Below are 15,589 nucleotides of genomic sequence, written 5' to 3' on the forward strand. Positions count from 1 at the left end.
CTGCTGGACTCACCTGTTCGGGCGATAGTCCGGAATATAGGTTTGACGCCAGACCCTAGTGAAGTCCCCGCCCCCGCGTCCACTCCCCGGAGGCTCCCGGATCCGCTTCCCCGGCCCCTTCACCACACCGACACACTCCGGCCGCCCGAACGCCCCTGACCTGCCGTCAGTCCGGTCAGCTGCGCGACAGCCGGTTCAGCAGCAGCACCGAGGCCACCGGACGGGCGCCGGCCTTGCGGACCCCGTCCGCGACCTCCTTGTCGGTGGAGACCACCACCACCGGCCGCCCCTGCGGCTCGGCCCGCACCAGGCGGCGGATCAGCTCGTCCGCGGTCTCCCCGGTCCGGCTGAACCGGACCCGCACGCCGCGCGGCGGGGCCATGATCACCGGCACGTCGAGGTCCTGGCCGTCGAACACGCAGGTCACCTCCGCCTGGGTCCGCTGCGCCAGCATCGCCAGACCGCCCAGCAGCCTCAACCGCTGCTGCTCCAGCGGAAGTTGCGGGTACCCGGTCTTGGTCACGTTGTAGCCGTCCACCACCAGGTGGACCTGCGGGATGGCCAGCAGCTGGTCCAGCAGCGCCGGGTCGTCCTCGGCCAGGCCGCGCCGGGCCACGTCGTGCGGGGAGGCCGAACCGGGCTCCACCGCCTCCACCAGGTCGGCCGGGCGCAGTGCCGTCACCGGCAGCGCCAGCTCCCGCTGCAGGCCCTGCGCGGACTGCAGCACGGTGTCCAGCAGCAGGCGCAGCCGCATGTCCTCGACGCTGCGGCCCTCCCGGGCGGTGCGCCGGCCGTTCTCCACCGCGGCCTCCAGTTCGGCGACCCGGTGCCGCAGCCGGCGGGCCTCGCTCTCGGCGGCGCTGCGCTCGGTCGCGGCGGCGGCCCGGGCGGCCTCCAGCTCGGCGGCCAGCCGGCGGCTCTCGGCCTGCGCCCGGCGGGTGTCGGCCTCCAGCGAGCGGACCTTCTTGCGCAGCGAGTCGGCCTCCCGGCGCACCCCCTCGGACTCGGCGCGGTGCCGCTCCAGTTCGCCGCGGGCGGCGGAGCGGGCCTCGGCGAGTTCCTCCTGCAGCTTCTCGGCGAGCCGGACCGCCTCGGCGGCGACGCCCTCGGCGTCGACCCGCTCGGCCTGCTCGCCGGCCTCCTCGACCAGCCGGGACCAGCCGGCCGGCCGCACCAGGTAGGCGGCGGCGGCCACGTCCATCGGATCGGCGGCGGCCGGCACGGTGCCCGCCTCCAGCGCGCGCACCAGGTCGGGCTGGCCGAGCCGCAGCCGCTCGGCTATCCGCAGCCGGAACGCCGGGTCCGACTCCAGCGCGGCGGCCAGCGCGGTCGCCGCGTACTTGGCCCGCCGGGCGGCGGTGAACTTGGCGTACGGGCGCAGCGCCGCGGGCAGTTCGCCGGCCGCGATGCCGCCGAGCGCGTCGGAGGCGATGCCGACCACCCGGCGCCGCACGCCCTCGGGCAGCACCCGGACGGCCATCTCGCCGTTGCCGTCCTCGGAGCCCGGGGCGGCCTCGGCCGTCGCGGTCCCGTCGGTCCGCCGGACCGGAGCGGGCGCGGTCCCGTCCGTGCCCGCGGGCGCGTTCGCTGCCTCCGCCACTGTTCTCGGCTCCGATCCTGGTCCGGGGGCGGGCCCCGGCGGGTGCCGGGGCGATGGAATCCGCCGCTGCTTGCAATTGTCCCGTCTACCGTGCCGCACCGACAGCACCCCGCCGACGAGTCCGCCCCGCGCCCCGGTCCGGGGACGGACGGGGACGCGGGGCGGTGGAAGTGCGTCAGCCCTGCTCGGGGGCGCCGTCCGTGAGCTCCTCGGCGCCGGGGCGGGCCACCAGCTCGACCTGGTCCACGGCGTTGCACCAGCGGCAGCGCACCGACTCGATGGTCTCGGAGAGCACCTGGGTCTCCTCGACCTTGGAGTCGCCGGACAGGTCGAAGTGCAGGAAGTCGATCACCCGCGAGGAGCGGGTGACGTCGAAGCGGGTGAGGTTGCCGCACAGGGTGCAGCGCCAGCGGGTTTCGGCGGTCGGCGCGGCAATGGTCATCAGTGGTCCCTCTCGGCTGGTCCCGGTTTCCGGGCCTCCAGCCTATTGCCTGCGCCCCGGGGGCCGGGTCACCGGTCCACAGCCCGGACGCTCACCCGGACGGAGCAGCGCCCGGTGTCGCGGGTGCGCCCCCGAGGAATGCTCACCGGCATGGTGCTCTCCGCCCCCGCCCGGGCCGGTTCGCCGGCGGCCGAGCGGGCCGCCCGCACCCCGGTCGTCAGCTACCTGCTGATCGCGCTGTCCGCGCTGGTCCTGCTCGTCGGCCCGTCCGGCCCGAATCCGCGGTACGGCAGCGGCGACGCCCGCGCGTGCGCCGAGCAGCGCTACGAGCACCGCTGGGGCGCGGTGCCCGCCGAGCTGCTGGGCGGCCGCCCCCTGACGGCCGATCAGCTCTCCGCGCTGCCCCCGGCGGCGGCGGGCTGCGTGCTGCCGCCCACGCCCGGCAAGGTTCCCGAACTGTCGGTGCTCACCTCGCTGTTCGTCCACGCGGGCTGGCTGCACCTGGCCGGCAACCTGCTGTTCCTGTTCGTCTTCGGCCCGGCCGTGGAGGCCCGGCTCGGCCGGTTCCGCTTCCTCACCGGCTACCTGGCGATCGGCTACCTGGCCACCTACGGCTACGCCGTGGCGGAGGCGCACACCGCGGACGGGATGCGGGCGCTGGTCGGCGCGTCCGGTGCGATCGCCGGGGTGCTGGGCGCGTACCTGCGGCTGTGGCCCCGGGCCCGGGTGACCGCGCTGGTGCCGGTGCTGCTGTTCCTCCCGCTGCGCCTGCCGGCCTGGCTGGTGCTCGGGCTGTGGTTCGCGCTGCAGGGCTGGTCGGTCGGTTCCGGCGGCGGCGGGGTGGCCTATCTGGTGCACGTGATCGGCTTCGTGACGGGCTGGCTGTTCGCCTGGGCCGCCCGTCCGGCGGGCGATACCCTGGGCGCACCTTCTCGAACAGGAGTTGCTCAGTGATCACCGCGATCGTCCTCATCAACACCAGCGTCGACCGGATCCCCGAGATCGCCGAGGCGATCGCCGCCATCGAGGGCATCAGCGAGGTCTACTCCGTCACCGGCACCTACGACCTGGTCGCGATGGTGCGGGTGCGCAACCACGAGGACCTGGCCGAGGTGATCCCCGGCCGCCTCAACAAGATCCCGGGCGTCTCCAACACCGAGACCCACATCGCGTTCCGCACCTACTCGCAGCACGACCTGGAGGCCGCGTTCTCGCTCGGCCTGGACGAGTAGCCGCTCAGCGCTGCCGGCCCCGCTCGATCTGCTCGGTGGCGACGCAGCGCCCGCCCTCGTTGCGGTAGCTCCACCGCGCGCCGTCGGTGACCAGGTCACGGACCGCCGCCAGGAACCGGTCCAGGTGCTCGACGGGGGTGCCGGCGCCGAAGCTGACCCGGATCGCGTTCAGGCTGCGCTCCCCCGGCAACGACGGCTCCGGGGCCCCGCACTGGCTCGGCGCGGCGTCCTCGCCGCCGAGCAGGGTCCGCACCAGCGGGTGCGCGCAGAACAGCCCGTCCCGGACGCCGATGCCGTACTCGGCGGACAGCGCCGCCGAGAAGTGCGAGCTGTTCCAGCCGCGCACCACGAACGACACCACGCCGACCCGGTCGGCGTCCTCGCCGAACAGGCTGAGCACCCGCACCTCGGGGATCGCCGCCAGACCCTCCGTCAGCTTCGCCACCAGGGCCCGCTCCCGGGCCTCCAGCTCGTCGAAGCCCGCCTCGGTCAGCGCTCGGCAGGCCGAGGCGATCGCGTACGCGCCGATCACGTTCGGCGAGCCGGCCTCGTGCCGGGCCGGGCCGGTGTGCCACTCCACCGCGACCGACCCGTCCAGCTCCCGCGCCACCGTCCGGCTCGCCCCGCCGCCGGCCAGGTACGGCTCGGCCGCGTCCAGCCAGTCCGACCGGCCGGCCAGCACGCCGGCGCCGAACGGCGCGTACAGCTTGTGGCCGGAGAAGGCGATCCAGTCGACGTCCAACTCCCGCACCGAGACCCGGTGGTGGGGCGCCAGCTGGGCCGCGTCCAGGACCACCCGGGCGTCGTACCGGTGCGCCACCGCGGTCAGCTCCCCGACCGGCCACAGCTCGCCGGTGACGTTCGACGCGCCCGTGACGCAGAACAGCTTCGGACCCTCGGCCGCGCCGAGCAGCGCCTCCTCCAGCGCGGCCACCGCCTCGGCGTGCGAACGCGGCGCCCGAAGGTAACGGACCGTCAGGCCCTCGCGGCGCCACGGCAGCAGCGACGCGTGGTGCTCGGTCTCGAACGCGAACACCTCGGTCCCGGCCGGCACCGCCCCGGCCAGCAGGTTCAGCGAGTCGGTGGTCGCCCGGGTGAACACCACCTGGTCGCCGTCCCGCAGGTCCAGGAACTCGCCGACGGTCCGCCGGCTCTGCTCGAACAGGTCGGTCGACAGCTGCGACAGGTACCCGGCGCCCCGGTGCACGGACCCGTAGTACGGCGCGTACGCCGCCACGTCCTCCCACACCCGGGCCAGCGCCGGGGCGCTCGCCGCGTAGTCCAGCGCCGCGTACCCGACCTTCTCCCCGGAAGCCAGCGGAACCTCGACGTCCCGGCCCAGCACGGCCAGCGGCTCGCAGATCTCGGTGGTCACGGACACGGGTGCACTCCTCCACGGGACAAGGACCCCGGGGGTGCGACGCCGGAAGTCCGCGCTTGCCGCGCGGACGGATCGCCACGCAGCCCGGTCCTCACCCAGGGCACCCCGCCACGGACGGAGGGTTGCCGGACAGCAAGCTGGGGCTTGTCGCTGCCACTCATGACCTGCGCAGCACGATACACGAGCGCCGCGCCGACTCAAGCCCCGTGTCCGCCCCGTGGACACCCGGCGTCACACCCCGTCACTCCCCTGCCCGGGAACGACGAGGTCCGCCCGGGGAAGGGCAATCGCCTTCCCCGGGCGGACCGTTGACGTTCAGTGGGTGGCTTCGGCCCAGCGCTTCAGCAGCTCCCCGGCCGCCCCGGAGTCGATCGCCGCCGCCGTCCGCTCCATCGCCGCCCCGAGCTGCTCGCCGAGCGGCGCGTCCGTCAGCTCCAGCGCCACCAGCGCGGCGGCGCTGTTGAGCAGCACCGCGTCCCGCACCGGCCCGCGCTCGCCGTTCAGCACCCGCCGGGCGACGCCCGCATTGAACTCCGCGTCGGCGCCGCGCAGCGCCTCGATCCCGACCAGCTCGATGCCGACCTCCCGCGGGTCGAACCGGGTCTCCGTCACCTCGCCGTCCCGGATCACCCAGACGTGGGACGTGGTGGTGATGGTCAGCTCGTCGAGTCCGTCGTCCCCGCGGAAGACCAGCCCCTGCCCGCCCCGACGGGCGAGGACGCCGGCGATCAGCCCGGCCAGCCGGGTGTCGAAACAGCCGACGGCGTGGGCGCCCACCTTGGCCGGGTTGGTGAGCGGACCGAGGATGTTGAACACGGTGGGGACGGCGAGTTCGGCCCGGGCCTGCGCCGTGTACCGCATCGACGGGTGGAACTTGGCGGCGAAGCAGAAGGTCAGGCCGACCTCCTCGGCCACCGCCGCGACCCGCTCGGCGGACAGCTCCAGGTTGATGCCGAGCCGCCCGAGCACGTCCGAGGAGCCGGACGCCGAGGAGGAGGCCCGGTTGCCGTGCTTGACCACCTTCGCGCCGGCCGCCGCGGCGGCCACCGCCGACATGGTGGAGATGTTGACGGTCTTGGCCCGGTCGCCGCCGGTGCCGACGATGTCCACGGCGGGGCCGGGGATGTCCAGCGGCACGGCGTGCGCGTACATCGTCTCGACCAGGCCGGCGATCTCCTCGACCGTCTCGCCCTTGCCGCGCAGCGCGATCAGGAAGCCGGCCACCTGCACCGGGCTGGCCTCGCCGCTCATGATCCGGTCCATCGCCCAGGCGGTGTCGGCCTGGGCGAGGTCCTCGCCGCGGAGCAGGGCGCTCAGCAGGTCGGGCCAGGTGCGGACCACCTGCGCGGGGTCGCTACCGCCGTTCGCAGAGTGCACGTTCACCATGGCCGTCTCCAGCTCTCGTCTTGTCGCAGAGGAATGGAGTCAGCCTATCGAGCGAGCGGGGACGGCCGCCCGGAGTTGCCGTCCCCTTCTCTCCAGTTGAGACGCCTGGTGGGACGCCCGGGCGGAACGCGCCTCAGTGCGCGGCCGGCGCCCGCCGGGCGAGCCGGGCCCGCAGCAGCGTGGTCGCGGCCTCGGCGAGCGCGACCGGGTCGACCGGGTGCGAGATCGCGGCGTCGGCCCGGCTCCAGGCGGCCAGCCAGGAGTCCTGCGGGCGGCCGATCAGCACCAGCACCGGCGGGCAGCCGTAGATCTCGTCCTTCAACTGCCGGGTGAGGCCGAGTCCGCCGGCGGGCACCGCCTCGCCGTCCAGGACGCACAGGTCGACGCCGCCCTTCTCCAGCGCCCGCAGCACGGCGGCGGCGGTGGCGCACTCCAGGTACTCCACGGCGGGGACGTCCCCGGCGGGGTGCCGCCCGAGGGCGAGGGCCACCTGCTCACGGGTGTTGCGGTCGTCGCTGTAGACGAGAACGGTGAGCGTCTCGTCGGAGTGCTGCGCCATGTCCCCTGCTTCCTGGTGCTCGTCCTCTTATATGTGTCCGCGCGGACCGCGACGGCGCGCGGGCCCCGACCGAACGGCCCAGTGTGACCCGGACCACGTCCTGGGACGGATGCTACTCCGGCGGGCCCGTCCTGGAGAGACCCCGACGCGATCTCGCTCAAGCCGCCGCGCCACGGCCTCACCCCCGCGGCCCACTTCCCTCACCCGATCCGAACAACCGTCAGAAAACGGGCGGGGCGCGAGGCGGGCATACCTCACGCACCGGACACTCCGAGGGAGACCCCCCGGCGTGAAGACGGAATAAGGGACCGACATAATGTCCGTCGTGGCGACAGCAACAGCAACAGAAACCGGACACGCGCACGGAGCGGTCAACAGGCCGAACCTGGTCAGCGTGGGAACCATTGTCTGGCTGAGCTCGGAGCTGATGTTCTTCGCGGCCCTGTTCGCGATGTACTTCACCCTCCGCTCGGTCAAGGGCGCCGAGTTCTGGCACGAGAAGGCCCATGCCCTCAACGTGCCCTTCTCCTCGGTCAACACCACGATCCTGGTGCTCTCCTCGCTCACCTGCCAGCTCGGCGTCTTCGCCGCCGAGCGCGGTGACGTGAAGAAGCTGCGCTCCTGGTTCGTGATCACCTTCGTGATGGGCGCCATCTTCATCGGCGGCCAGATCTTCGAGTACACCGACCTGGTCAAGAAGGACGGCCTGTCGCTGTCCTCCGACCCGTACGGCACGGTGTTCTACCTGACCACCGGCTTCCACGGACTCCACGTGACGGGTGGTCTGATCGCCTTCCTGCTGGTCCTCGGCCGGACCTACGCGGCGCGGCGCTTCACCCACGAGCAGGCCACTGCGGCGATCGTGGTGTCGTACTACTGGCACTTCGTCGACGTTGTGTGGATCGGCCTGTTCGCGACCATCTACCTGATCAAGTAACAGCCGCCCCGCCCCTGACCCGGCGTCACCTCGACGCGTGGGAGTCGGGGGCAGGCTGCTGCCGACCAGATCCTGACACCGGGGTTATTCCGTGAAAAAGCTCTCCGCACGACGGCGCCACCCACTGGCGGCGGTCGTCGTTCTACTTCTCGCCCTGGCGGCCACCGGGGGGCTGTACGCCGCTTTCGCGCCCGCCGAGAAGGCGCAGGCCGACAGCTCCTCGCAGTCGCTCGCCATCGACGAGGGCAAGAAGCTCTTCGCCGTCGGCTGCTCCTCCTGCCACGGCCTGAACGGCCAGGGCACTTCTGACGGTCCGTCGCTGGTCGGCGTCGGCTCTGCTGCTGTCGACTTCCAGGTCGGCACCGGCCGCATGCCGGCCCAGCAGCCGGGCGCGCAGGTCCCGCGCAAGAAGACCGTCTACTCCCAGTCCGAGATCGACCAGCTGGCCGCCTACGTGGCCTCGATCGGCCCGGGCCCGGTCGTTCCGACCCCGGACCAGTACCAGCCGTCCGAGGACAAGGTCACCAACGCCGAGCAGGTCGCCAAGGGTGGCGAGCTGTTCCGCACCAACTGCGCCCAGTGCCACAACTTCGCCGGCAAGGGCGGCGCGCTGACCGACGGCAAGTACGCCCCGTCCCTGGAGGGCGTGGACGCCAAGCACATCTACGAGGCCATGCAGACCGGCCCGCAGAACATGCCGTCGTTCCCCGACACCACCATGCCGGAGGAGCAGAAGCGCGAGATCGTGGCCTTCGTCCGCAGCACGAACGACGAGCCCAACCCCGGTGGTCTTGCGCTGGGCAGCCTCGGTCCGTTCACCGAGGGCCTGTTCAGCTGGATCTTCGGTCTCGGCACGCTGATCGTGATCGCGATCTGGGTCGCCGCCCACACCACCAAGGCCAAGAAGTCATGAGCCACGACATGTCAGAGAACCTGCCGGAGGCGCACGCCGCCTCCCACGGCACTGAGGTCGTCACCCACGACGACCCGTTCGCCGACCCGGGCCTGCCGGCCCACGAGCCGCGTCGGACGGACATCGACGAGCGGGCCGCCAAGCGGGCCGAGCGTCAGGTGTCGCTGATGTTCGTGGTGTCGATGCTGGCGACCATCGGCTTCATCGCGTCCTACGCGTCGATCGACGCCGACAAGCTGGTCTACATCTTCCCGCTGGGCAAGGTCAGCGCCCTCAACTTCGCCCTGGGCATGACCCTCGGCGTGGCGCTGTTCTGCATCGGCGCCGGCGCGGTCCACTGGGCCCGCACCCTGATGTCGGACCACGAGCTGCCGGCCGAGCGTCACCCGATCGAGGCCTCGGACGAGGTCCGCAACGACGTCATCGAGCAGTTCAAGACCGGTGCCGCGGAGTCCGGCTTCGGCCGCCGCAAGATGATCCGCAACACCCTGCTCGGCTCGATGGCCCTGGTGCCGCTGTCCGGCGTGGTGCTGCTGCGCGACCTGGGCCCGCTGCCCGAGGACAAGCTCCTGCACACCGGCTGGGCCGAGGCCAAGCCGGCCGAGCCGATCCGCCTGGTCAACATGAACACCGACCAGCCGATGAAGCCCGAGGACATCATCCAGGGCTCGCTGACCTTCGCCAAGCCGCACGGCCTGGAGGAGTCGGACGAGGACTTCCAGCAGCAGATCGCCAAGGACGCCCTGATGCTCGTCCGGATCGCTCCGGAGGACATCAAGGACGCCAAGTCCCGGGACAAGGGCTTCGAGGGCATCCTCGCCTACTCGAAGATCTGCACCCACGTCGGCTGCCCGATCTCGCTGTACGAGCAGCAGACCCACCACGCGCTCTGCCCCTGCCACCAGTCGACCTTCGACCTGGCGGACGGCGCTCGCGTCATCTTCGGCCCGGCCGGCCACCCGCTGCCCCAGCTGAAGATCACCACCGATGAGCAGGGCTTCCTGGTCGCCACCGGCGACTTCGACGAGCCCGTCGGCCCGAGTTACTGGGAGCGCAAGCGATGAGCACCGCGAGCGGCACCAACAGCGGTGCCTCCAAGCCGGCCAGCACGCGCGCCAAGCCCGCCAACAAGGCCGAGGCGGCTGCGGACTGGGTCGACGGCCGGCTGGGGATCTACTCCCTGGCCAAGGCCAACCTGCGCAAGATCTTCCCGGACCACTGGTCCTTCATGCTCGGTGAGATCTGCCTCTACAGCTTCATCATCATCATCCTCACGGGTGTGTACCTGACGCTGTTCTTCAAGCCGAGCATGGCGGAGACCGTCTACCACGGCAGCTACCTGCCGCTGAACGGCATCCGCATGTCGGAGGCGTACGCCTCGACGGTGAACATCAGCTTCGAGGTCCGCGGCGGTCTGCTGATCCGTCAGATCCACCACTGGGCCGCGCTGGTCTTCGTCGCCGCGATGTTCGTGCACATGATGCGCGTCTTCTTCACCGGCGCGTTCCGCAAGCCGCGCGAGATCAACTGGCTGTTCGGCTTCCTGCTGCTGTGCCTGGGCTTCTTCGACGGCTTCTTCGGCTACTCGCTGCCGGACGACCTGCTGTCGGGCACCGGCATCCGCTTCATGGAGGGCGCGATCCTGGCGGTGCCGATCGTCGGCACCTACATCCAGATGTTCCTGTTCGGCGGCGAGTTCCCGGGCACCGACATCATCCCGCGCTTCTTCACCATCCACGTGCTGCTCATCCCGGGCATCATGCTGGGCCTGCTGGTCGCGCACCTGATCCTGGTCTTCTACCACAAGCACACCCAGTGGGCGGGCCCGGGCAAGACCGAGAAGAACGTCGTCGGCATGCCGCTGATGCCGGTCTACATGGCCAAGGCCGGTGGCTTCTTCTTCCTGGTGTTCGGCATCATCGCGGCGATGTCCGCGATCGCCACCATCAACCCGGTGTGGGCGTACGGCCCGTACCGTCCGGACCAGGTGTCCACCGACGCCCAGCCCGACTGGTACATGGGCTTCGCCGAGGGCCTGATCCGCTTCATGCCGGGCTGGGAGATCTCCGTCTGGGGCGGCCACACCCTGAACCTGGGCGTGTTCATCCCGCTGATGATCTTCCCGCTGGTCCTGGTCGCGATCGCGGTCTACCCGTTCATCGAGTCCTGGGTCACCGGCGACAAGCGCGAGCACCACATCCTGGACCGCCCGCGCAACGCCCCGGTCCGCACCGCGCTCGGCGCGGCCTGGATCTCGCTGTACCTGGTCCTGCTGGCCGGTGGTGGCAACGACCTGATCGCCACCCACCTGCACATGTCGATCAACACGATCACGTACTTCGTCCGGGTCGGCTTCTTCGTGGTGCCGGTCATCACCTTCTTCGTCACCAAGCGCTGGTGCCTCGGCCTGCAGCGCCGTGACAAGGACAAGGTGCTGCACGGCCGCGAGTCGGGCATCATCAAGCGCCTGCCGCACGGTGAGTTCGTCGAGGTCCACACCCCGCTGTCGCAGGCGGACCTGCACACCCTCACCTCGCACGAGCAGCCCGAGCCCCTGGAGCTGCCGGCCGAGACCGACGAGAACGGCGTGGCCCGCAAGGCCGGCGTGGTCGCCAAGACCCGGACGAAGCTCTCCGAGGGCTTCTACGGCGAGGGCAACCAGATCGCCAAGCCGACCTCCGAGGAGTACCTGGAGATCACCAGCGGCCACGGCCACCACTGATCCCTAGCTGTCACGCCACGTCAGAACCCCCACCGGCTCCGGCCGGTGGGGGTTCTGGCATATCTGTCCGGCACCGGCCTGACGCCCTGTTATGTTGGCCGGGTGCACGTGGCGATCGACCCCCACTCCTCCACGCCGCCCTACGAGCAGGTCCGCTCGCAGATCGCGGCCCAGGCCCGCACGGGTGAACTCCCGATCGGCCTGAAGCTCCCCACCGTCCGCGCGCTGGCCGAGCAACTCGGCCTGGCCGCCAACACGGTGGCCCGCGCCTACCGCGAACTCGAGGCGGACGGCGTGGTCGAGACGCGCGGCCGGGCCGGCACCACCATCGCCCCCACCGGCGACACCTCGCACCGCCTGGCCGCCGACGCCGCCGCCGAGTACGCGGCCCGCACCGCCCGCCTCGGCCTCAGCCGCGACGAGGCCCTGGCCGCGGTCGTCACCGCGCTGGACGCGGCCCACCGCTGACCCGGCCCACCGCCGCCCGCGGGCCCGCACGGAACGACGGTGCGACCGGCTCCCCTCCAGGGGGATCCGGTCGCACCGTCGTCCTGTCTCCTGCCGTCCTCACCCCGCCCGGTGCGTGACCTCGCCGTCGGACACCGTCAACAGCACCGGCACGTCCGCCAGTTCGGTGTCGGGCACGGCCAGCGGGTCCTGCCCGAGGACCGTGAGGTCCGCCCGGTGGCCGACCGCCAGCCGGCCGGCCCGGTCCTCCTCCCCCGCCGCCCAGGCCGGGGCGAGGGTGTAGCCGGCCAGCGCCTGGAGCGGGGTCAGCGCCTGCCCGGGCAGGTGCGGCGGCTGCCGCAGGTCGCGGCCGGGCCGCCGGTGCCGGGCACCGGCCATCACGCCCAGCGGCTCGAACGGCGCGATCGGCCAGTCCGAGCCGAGCACCACCCGGGCGCCGGACTCGGCCAGGTCGCGGCAGCGGAAGGCCCGGTCGGCCCGTTCCCCGCCGAGCCGGCGGGACCAGTTGTCGGTGTGGTCGGCCCGGGTGTACTCGGTGCAGTGGGTGGGCTGCATCGAGGCGGCCACGCCCAGCGCGGCGAACCGGGCGACGGTGTCGTCGGGCACCGTCTCGATGTGCTCCACGCGGTGCCGCACCGTGCCCTTCCCGTGGACGGCCACCGCCCGCTCCACCGCGTCCAGGACGTGCCGGACCGCCGCGTCCCCGATCGCGTGCGTCGCGGTCGGCACCCCGGCCCGGTGGAGCTCTCCGACGACCCGGGTGTACTCGGCGGGGTCGGGCCAGAACGCGCCGGTCGACTGGCCGTGGCAGTCGGGCTGCTCCAGCCACGCGGTGCCGTTGTCGATGGTGCCGTCCATGAAGAGCTTCGCCCCGGCGATCCGCCAGCGCCGACCGCCCTCGCCCTGGTGCCGGACCAGGTCGGCGAGCTCGGCCGGACTCACCCCGGGCTGCACCCAGGGGGCGATCCGCAGCCGCAGCGGGAGCTGCCCGCGCTCCTCCAGGGCCGCGTACACGGCCAGGCTCTCGCCGTTGGCGTCCATCGCGTGGCCGCCGGTGAGGCCGGCCGCCGCCATCCGCCGCAGCACCTCGGCGCTGGCCCGGCAGAGCTCCTCGAAGCTCGGGCGGGGCGCGACCGCCTCGACCAGTTCGCAGGCGGCGTCCTCCAGCAGCAGGCCGGTCGGGCGGCCCGCCGGGTCGCAGACCACCTCGGCGGAGCCCTGGTCGAAGCGGCGCGGCCCGTCGATCCCCGCCAGTTCCAGCGCCCGGCGGCTGGCCAGCATGGAGTGCGCGTCGAACAGGTCGATCGCGGCGGGGACGCCGTCCAGCACCGTGCCCACGCTGTCGGCGGAGACCGGCAGGTCGCCGAAGGCGTTCGGGTCCAGGCCCCAGCCGCGCAGCCACTGCCCCTCCGGCAGGTCCCGCACCGCTGCGGCCAGCGCGGCCCGGACGCCCTCCAGGTCGGTGCAGCCCGACAGGTCCACCCCGGCGGTGCGCTCGGCGCCCGAGACGGGGTGCAGGTGGCCGTCGGTCAGCCCGGGGACGACCACGGCGCCGCCCAGGTCGAGCACCTCGGCGCCCGCCCCCGCGTCCGCCTCGAAGCCGGCGATCCGGCCCTCGCGCAGGACGAGCGTGTCGTGCGGCAGGAAGGCGCCGCGGCCGGGGTCGAGCAGCCGGGCGTTGGTCAGGACGAGGTCGGGGTGCACGGGTGGCTCCTCAGCGGTGGTGCGGTCAGTGCGGAGTGCCGAGCGCCCCGGCCGGCAGGCCGAGTTCGCGTTCGGCGAGGGCGTGCGCCATCCCGGTGACCGCCCCGGGTCGCCCGGTCCGGTCGGTGTTGGCGTGCACCCCCAGGCCGTCCAGGACGACCAGGAGCTGGATCGCGGTGACGTGCGGGTCCGGGGTGCGGAACTCCCCGGCGGCGACGCCGTCGCGCAGCAGTGCCGTCAGCCCGTCCCGCCACAGCGCCTCCTGCCGGCCGACCCGTTCCCGCAGGGCGGGCCGGAACCGGCTGAGGTGGCGGGCGTTCAGCCACAGCCGGCTCAGCTCGTCGTAGCGGTTCCCCTCGGTGCGGCCGAGGAAGCGCGCCAGCCGCCGGACCGCCGGGAGGGCGGCGTCGGCCTCCGGCAGCAGTTCGGCGAGCTCGCCGCCCGCGGCGGTGCCGAAGGCTTCGGCGACCAGTTCCTCGGCGACCGGGAAGTAGTGGCTGATGAGTCCGGGGCGGACGTCCAGCTCCTCGGCGACCCGCCGCATCGTGATGCACTCCAGGCCCTCGGCGAGGGCGATCCGGGCCGCGGCGGCCACGATCTCCGCCCTCCTGGCCTCGGGACTCTTGCGCACCCGTTTCGGCCGGACGCTTGACGACATGCCCGACACGCTATTGGATGTGCGACCAATAGACAAGCCGCCTTCCGCATCGGCCGCTCCCGACCCGCCGACCGCGCCGGCATCCGCACTCATCACCTCGGAGGACTCCATGGAATCCACGATTCCAGACCCCCGCACGGAGCTCCCCACGCCCCCACCGGCGGCCGACCGGCCCGGACGGATCGAGGCGCACGGCATCGACCACATCCCCGACGCCGAACGGCACGGCCGTCCCCGGGACCTGTTCGCCGTCTGGGCCGCCCCCAACGTCAGCTACCTCAACCTGGTGGTCGGCGGCACCCTGGTGCTGATCGGGCTCGACCTGTGGCAGTCGCTGGCCGTCGTCGTGGCCGGCAACCTGCTCTGGGCCGGCGTCGGCCTGCTCGCCGTCAGCGGCCCCGCCGCGGGCGCCCCCAGCGAGGTCGTCATGCGGGCCGTGTTCGGCGTCCGCGGCAACCGGGTGAACATCGCCGTCACCGGCTGGCTGGTGTCGGTCTGCTACCTCGCCCTCAACTGGGCCGCCGCCTCGCTCGCCGCCTTCGGCCTCGCCGAACGGGCCGGCCTCACCCCCGGCACCCCGCTCAAGATCCTGGTCATCGTGCTGATCGCGGCCGCCACACTGGCCATCTCGGTGTACGGCCACGCCACCATCGTCCGCCTGTACGGTCCGTTCACCCTGATCCTGACCGCGGTCTTCCTGCTGCTCAGCGGCTACCTGCTGACCGGCGGCCACACCGACTGGCACTACCGCCCCGCCGAGCCGCTGCACGGCACCGCCCTGGTCGCCGCGCTGGCCGGCGGCACCGCGCTGATCGCCTCCGCCCCGCTGTCCTACTCCACCGGCGCCGACTTCTCCCGCTACCTCCCCCGCACCTCCTCCCCCCGCGCGGTGGCCGGGTGGACGGCGCTCGGCGCCTTCGTCCCCAGCGTCCTGTTCACCGCCCTCGGCTGCCTCGCCGCCACCACGCTCGACATGACGGACCCGCAGTCCGCCCTCACCGCCGTCCTGCCCGGCTGGTTCCGGCCGCTCTTCCTGCTGGCCATCGTGCTCGGCGCGGTCGCCAACAACGCCATGACCGCCTACTCCTCCGGCCTCGCCCTGCAGGCCGTCGGCCTGCGCATCCGCCGCTCCCGCAGCGTCGCCCTGGACGGCGCGCTGGGCGTCGCGCTCACCCTGTACGCGCTGCTGGTGTCCGATTTCCTCGACACCGTCAACAACATGCTGGAGCTGACGGTCGCCCTCACCGGCCCGGTCATGGCCGTCTACGCCACCGACATCGTCTGGCGCCGCAACCGCTACAGCGGCCCCGCCCTCACCGACGAGACCCCCGCCTCTCCCTACTGGTACTCCCACGGCGTCAACCGGGCGGGCGCGGCCGCCCTCCTCCTCGGCACCGCCGCCGCCGGCCTCGGCCTGTCCACCCGGCTGTTCACCGGCCCGCTCGCCCACCTCGCCGCGGACACCGACCTGTCCCTCCCCGCCGGCATGCTCACCGCCGCCGCGACGTACTGGCTCCTGATGCCCCGCCGCCTCCCCGCCTGACCCCCGACGACCACGGGCAGAGGTCCGCCCGGGGAGCACCACGC

The 15,589-nt window shown here is 72.8% G+C and carries 15 protein-coding genes and 1 riboswitch; of the genes, 8 read left to right on the forward strand and 7 right to left on the reverse strand.

Features of this window, described 5'->3' with window-relative positions; all coding sequences use genetic code 11:
* Positions 1-175: 175 nt before the first annotated feature.
* Both ACFV1L_RS27385 and ACFV1L_RS27390 read right to left on the reverse strand, forming a co-directional pair.
* Positions 176-1,480 (reverse strand): NYN domain-containing protein, encoded by a 1,305-nt coding sequence (locus ACFV1L_RS27385; RefSeq protein WP_380370556.1) that lies wholly within the window; start codon positions 1,478-1,480, stop codon positions 176-178.
* A 295-nt stretch (positions 1,481-1,775) separates the two neighbouring features.
* On the reverse strand, positions 1,776-2,042 hold the full coding sequence (locus tag ACFV1L_RS27390) for a hypothetical protein (protein WP_035861796.1): 267 nt from the start codon (positions 2,040-2,042) through the stop codon (positions 1,776-1,778).
* Positions 2,043-2,192: 150 nt separating this feature from the next.
* Here ACFV1L_RS27390 and ACFV1L_RS27395 point away from each other — a divergent pair, with 150 nt between their 5' ends.
* A complete protein-coding gene (locus ACFV1L_RS27395) occupies positions 2,193-2,996 on the forward strand; it encodes a rhomboid family intramembrane serine protease (protein ID WP_380370522.1) in 804 nt (267 codons plus the stop codon).
* The gene (locus ACFV1L_RS27400) at positions 2,993-3,274 is read left to right on the forward strand and encodes an Lrp/AsnC ligand binding domain-containing protein (protein WP_035861801.1); all 282 of its coding nucleotides are present in this window, start codon (positions 2,993-2,995) and stop codon (positions 3,272-3,274) included. The genes ACFV1L_RS27395 and ACFV1L_RS27400 overlap by 4 nt, the downstream gene beginning before the upstream one ends.
* A gap of 4 nt (positions 3,275-3,278) precedes the next feature.
* Here ACFV1L_RS27400 and ACFV1L_RS27405 read toward each other — a convergent pair whose 3' ends face one another.
* From ACFV1L_RS27405 to ACFV1L_RS27415, 3 genes are all read right to left on the reverse strand, one after another.
* The gene (locus ACFV1L_RS27405) at positions 3,279-4,655 is read right to left on the reverse strand and encodes an aminotransferase class V-fold PLP-dependent enzyme (RefSeq protein WP_380370525.1); all 1,377 of its coding nucleotides are present in this window, start codon (positions 4,653-4,655) and stop codon (positions 3,279-3,281) included.
* A 47-nt stretch (positions 4,656-4,702) separates the two neighbouring features.
* Positions 4,703-4,820: riboswitch (SAM riboswitch) on the reverse strand.
* Between the two features lie 150 nt (positions 4,821-4,970).
* On the reverse strand, positions 4,971-6,041 hold the full coding sequence (trpD, locus tag ACFV1L_RS27410; RefSeq protein WP_380370527.1) for an anthranilate phosphoribosyltransferase: 1,071 nt from the start codon (positions 6,039-6,041) through the stop codon (positions 4,971-4,973).
* 133 nt (positions 6,042-6,174) lie between these two features.
* Positions 6,175-6,600 (reverse strand): hypothetical protein, encoded by a 426-nt coding sequence (locus tag ACFV1L_RS27415; RefSeq protein ID WP_380370530.1) that lies wholly within the window; start codon positions 6,598-6,600, stop codon positions 6,175-6,177.
* A gap of 316 nt (positions 6,601-6,916) precedes the next feature.
* On the opposite strand from ACFV1L_RS27415, the gene ACFV1L_RS27420 reads away from it, so the two are divergent.
* The 5 genes from ACFV1L_RS27420 (at position 6,917) to ACFV1L_RS27440 (ending at position 11,640) form a co-directional block, all read left to right on the forward strand.
* On the forward strand, positions 6,917-7,537 hold the full coding sequence (locus tag ACFV1L_RS27420; protein WP_035861812.1) for a heme-copper oxidase subunit III: 621 nt from the start codon (positions 6,917-6,919) through the stop codon (positions 7,535-7,537).
* A 91-nt stretch (positions 7,538-7,628) separates the two neighbouring features.
* Positions 7,629-8,450 carry a c-type cytochrome gene (locus tag ACFV1L_RS27425; RefSeq protein WP_380370532.1) on the forward strand — a complete coding sequence of 274 codons (822 nt, stop codon included), beginning with the start codon at positions 7,629-7,631 and terminating at the stop codon, positions 8,448-8,450.
* Positions 8,451-8,458: 8 nt separating this feature from the next.
* Positions 8,459-9,514: a Rieske 2Fe-2S domain-containing protein gene (locus ACFV1L_RS27430; protein WP_380370535.1), complete on the forward strand. Its 1,056-nt coding sequence runs from the start codon at positions 8,459-8,461 to the stop codon at positions 9,512-9,514.
* Positions 9,511-11,172 (forward strand): cytochrome bc complex cytochrome b subunit, encoded by a 1,662-nt coding sequence (locus ACFV1L_RS27435; RefSeq protein ID WP_035861819.1) that lies wholly within the window; start codon positions 9,511-9,513, stop codon positions 11,170-11,172. Before ACFV1L_RS27430 ends, ACFV1L_RS27435 begins: the two co-directional genes overlap by 4 nt.
* Before the next feature lie 102 nt (positions 11,173-11,274).
* Entirely contained in the window at positions 11,275-11,640 is a 366-nt protein-coding gene (locus tag ACFV1L_RS27440; protein WP_380370538.1) for a GntR family transcriptional regulator, read from the forward strand.
* 99 nt (positions 11,641-11,739) lie between these two features.
* Here ACFV1L_RS27440 and ACFV1L_RS27445 read toward each other — a convergent pair whose 3' ends face one another.
* Together ACFV1L_RS27445 and ACFV1L_RS27450 are read right to left on the reverse strand one after the other, a co-directional pair.
* Positions 11,740-13,344, reverse strand: coding sequence for an amidohydrolase (locus tag ACFV1L_RS27445; protein ID WP_380370541.1), 1,605 nt, complete (start codon positions 13,342-13,344; stop codon positions 11,740-11,742).
* Positions 13,345-13,369: 25 nt separating this feature from the next.
* Entirely contained in the window at positions 13,370-14,002 is a 633-nt protein-coding gene (locus ACFV1L_RS27450) for a TetR/AcrR family transcriptional regulator (protein WP_380370543.1), read from the reverse strand.
* Between the two features lie 109 nt (positions 14,003-14,111).
* Here ACFV1L_RS27450 and ACFV1L_RS27455 point away from each other — a divergent pair, with 109 nt between their 5' ends.
* Positions 14,112-15,545 carry a purine-cytosine permease family protein gene (locus ACFV1L_RS27455; protein ID WP_380370545.1) on the forward strand — a complete coding sequence of 478 codons (1,434 nt, stop codon included), beginning with the start codon at positions 14,112-14,114 and terminating at the stop codon, positions 15,543-15,545.
* The last annotated feature ends 44 nt before the right edge of the window (positions 15,546-15,589 follow it).

Source organism: Kitasatospora sp. NPDC059646, from assembly GCF_042734615.1.
Taxonomy (GTDB): domain Bacteria; phylum Actinomycetota; class Actinomycetes; order Streptomycetales; family Streptomycetaceae; genus Kitasatospora.

Bases quoted from the DNA above. Each gene is read 5' to 3' on its own strand.
- ACFV1L_RS27385 (WP_380370556.1), bottom strand. From the start codon at position 1,480: ATGGCCGTCCGGGTGCTGCCCGAGGGCGTGCGGCGCCGGGTGGTCGGC.
- ACFV1L_RS27390 (WP_035861796.1), bottom strand. From the start codon at position 2,042: ATGACCATTGCCGCGCCGACCGCCGAAACCCGCTGGCGCTGCACCCTG.
- ACFV1L_RS27395 (WP_380370522.1), top strand. From the start codon at position 2,193: ATGGTGCTCTCCGCCCCCGCCCGGGCCGGTTCGCCGGCGGCCGAGCGG.
- trpD (WP_380370527.1), bottom strand. From the start codon at position 6,041: ATGGTGAACGTGCACTCTGCGAACGGCGGTAGCGACCCCGCGCAGGTG.
- ACFV1L_RS27415 (WP_380370530.1), bottom strand. From the start codon at position 6,600: ATGGCGCAGCACTCCGACGAGACGCTCACCGTTCTCGTCTACAGCGAC.
- ACFV1L_RS27420 (WP_035861812.1), top strand. From the start codon at position 6,917: ATGTCCGTCGTGGCGACAGCAACAGCAACAGAAACCGGACACGCGCAC.
- ACFV1L_RS27430 (WP_380370535.1), top strand. From the start codon at position 8,459: ATGTCAGAGAACCTGCCGGAGGCGCACGCCGCCTCCCACGGCACTGAG.
- ACFV1L_RS27435 (WP_035861819.1), top strand. From the start codon at position 9,511: ATGAGCACCGCGAGCGGCACCAACAGCGGTGCCTCCAAGCCGGCCAGC.
- ACFV1L_RS27450 (WP_380370543.1), bottom strand. From the start codon at position 14,002: ATGTCGTCAAGCGTCCGGCCGAAACGGGTGCGCAAGAGTCCCGAGGCC.
- ACFV1L_RS27455 (WP_380370545.1), top strand. From the start codon at position 14,112: ATGGAATCCACGATTCCAGACCCCCGCACGGAGCTCCCCACGCCCCCA.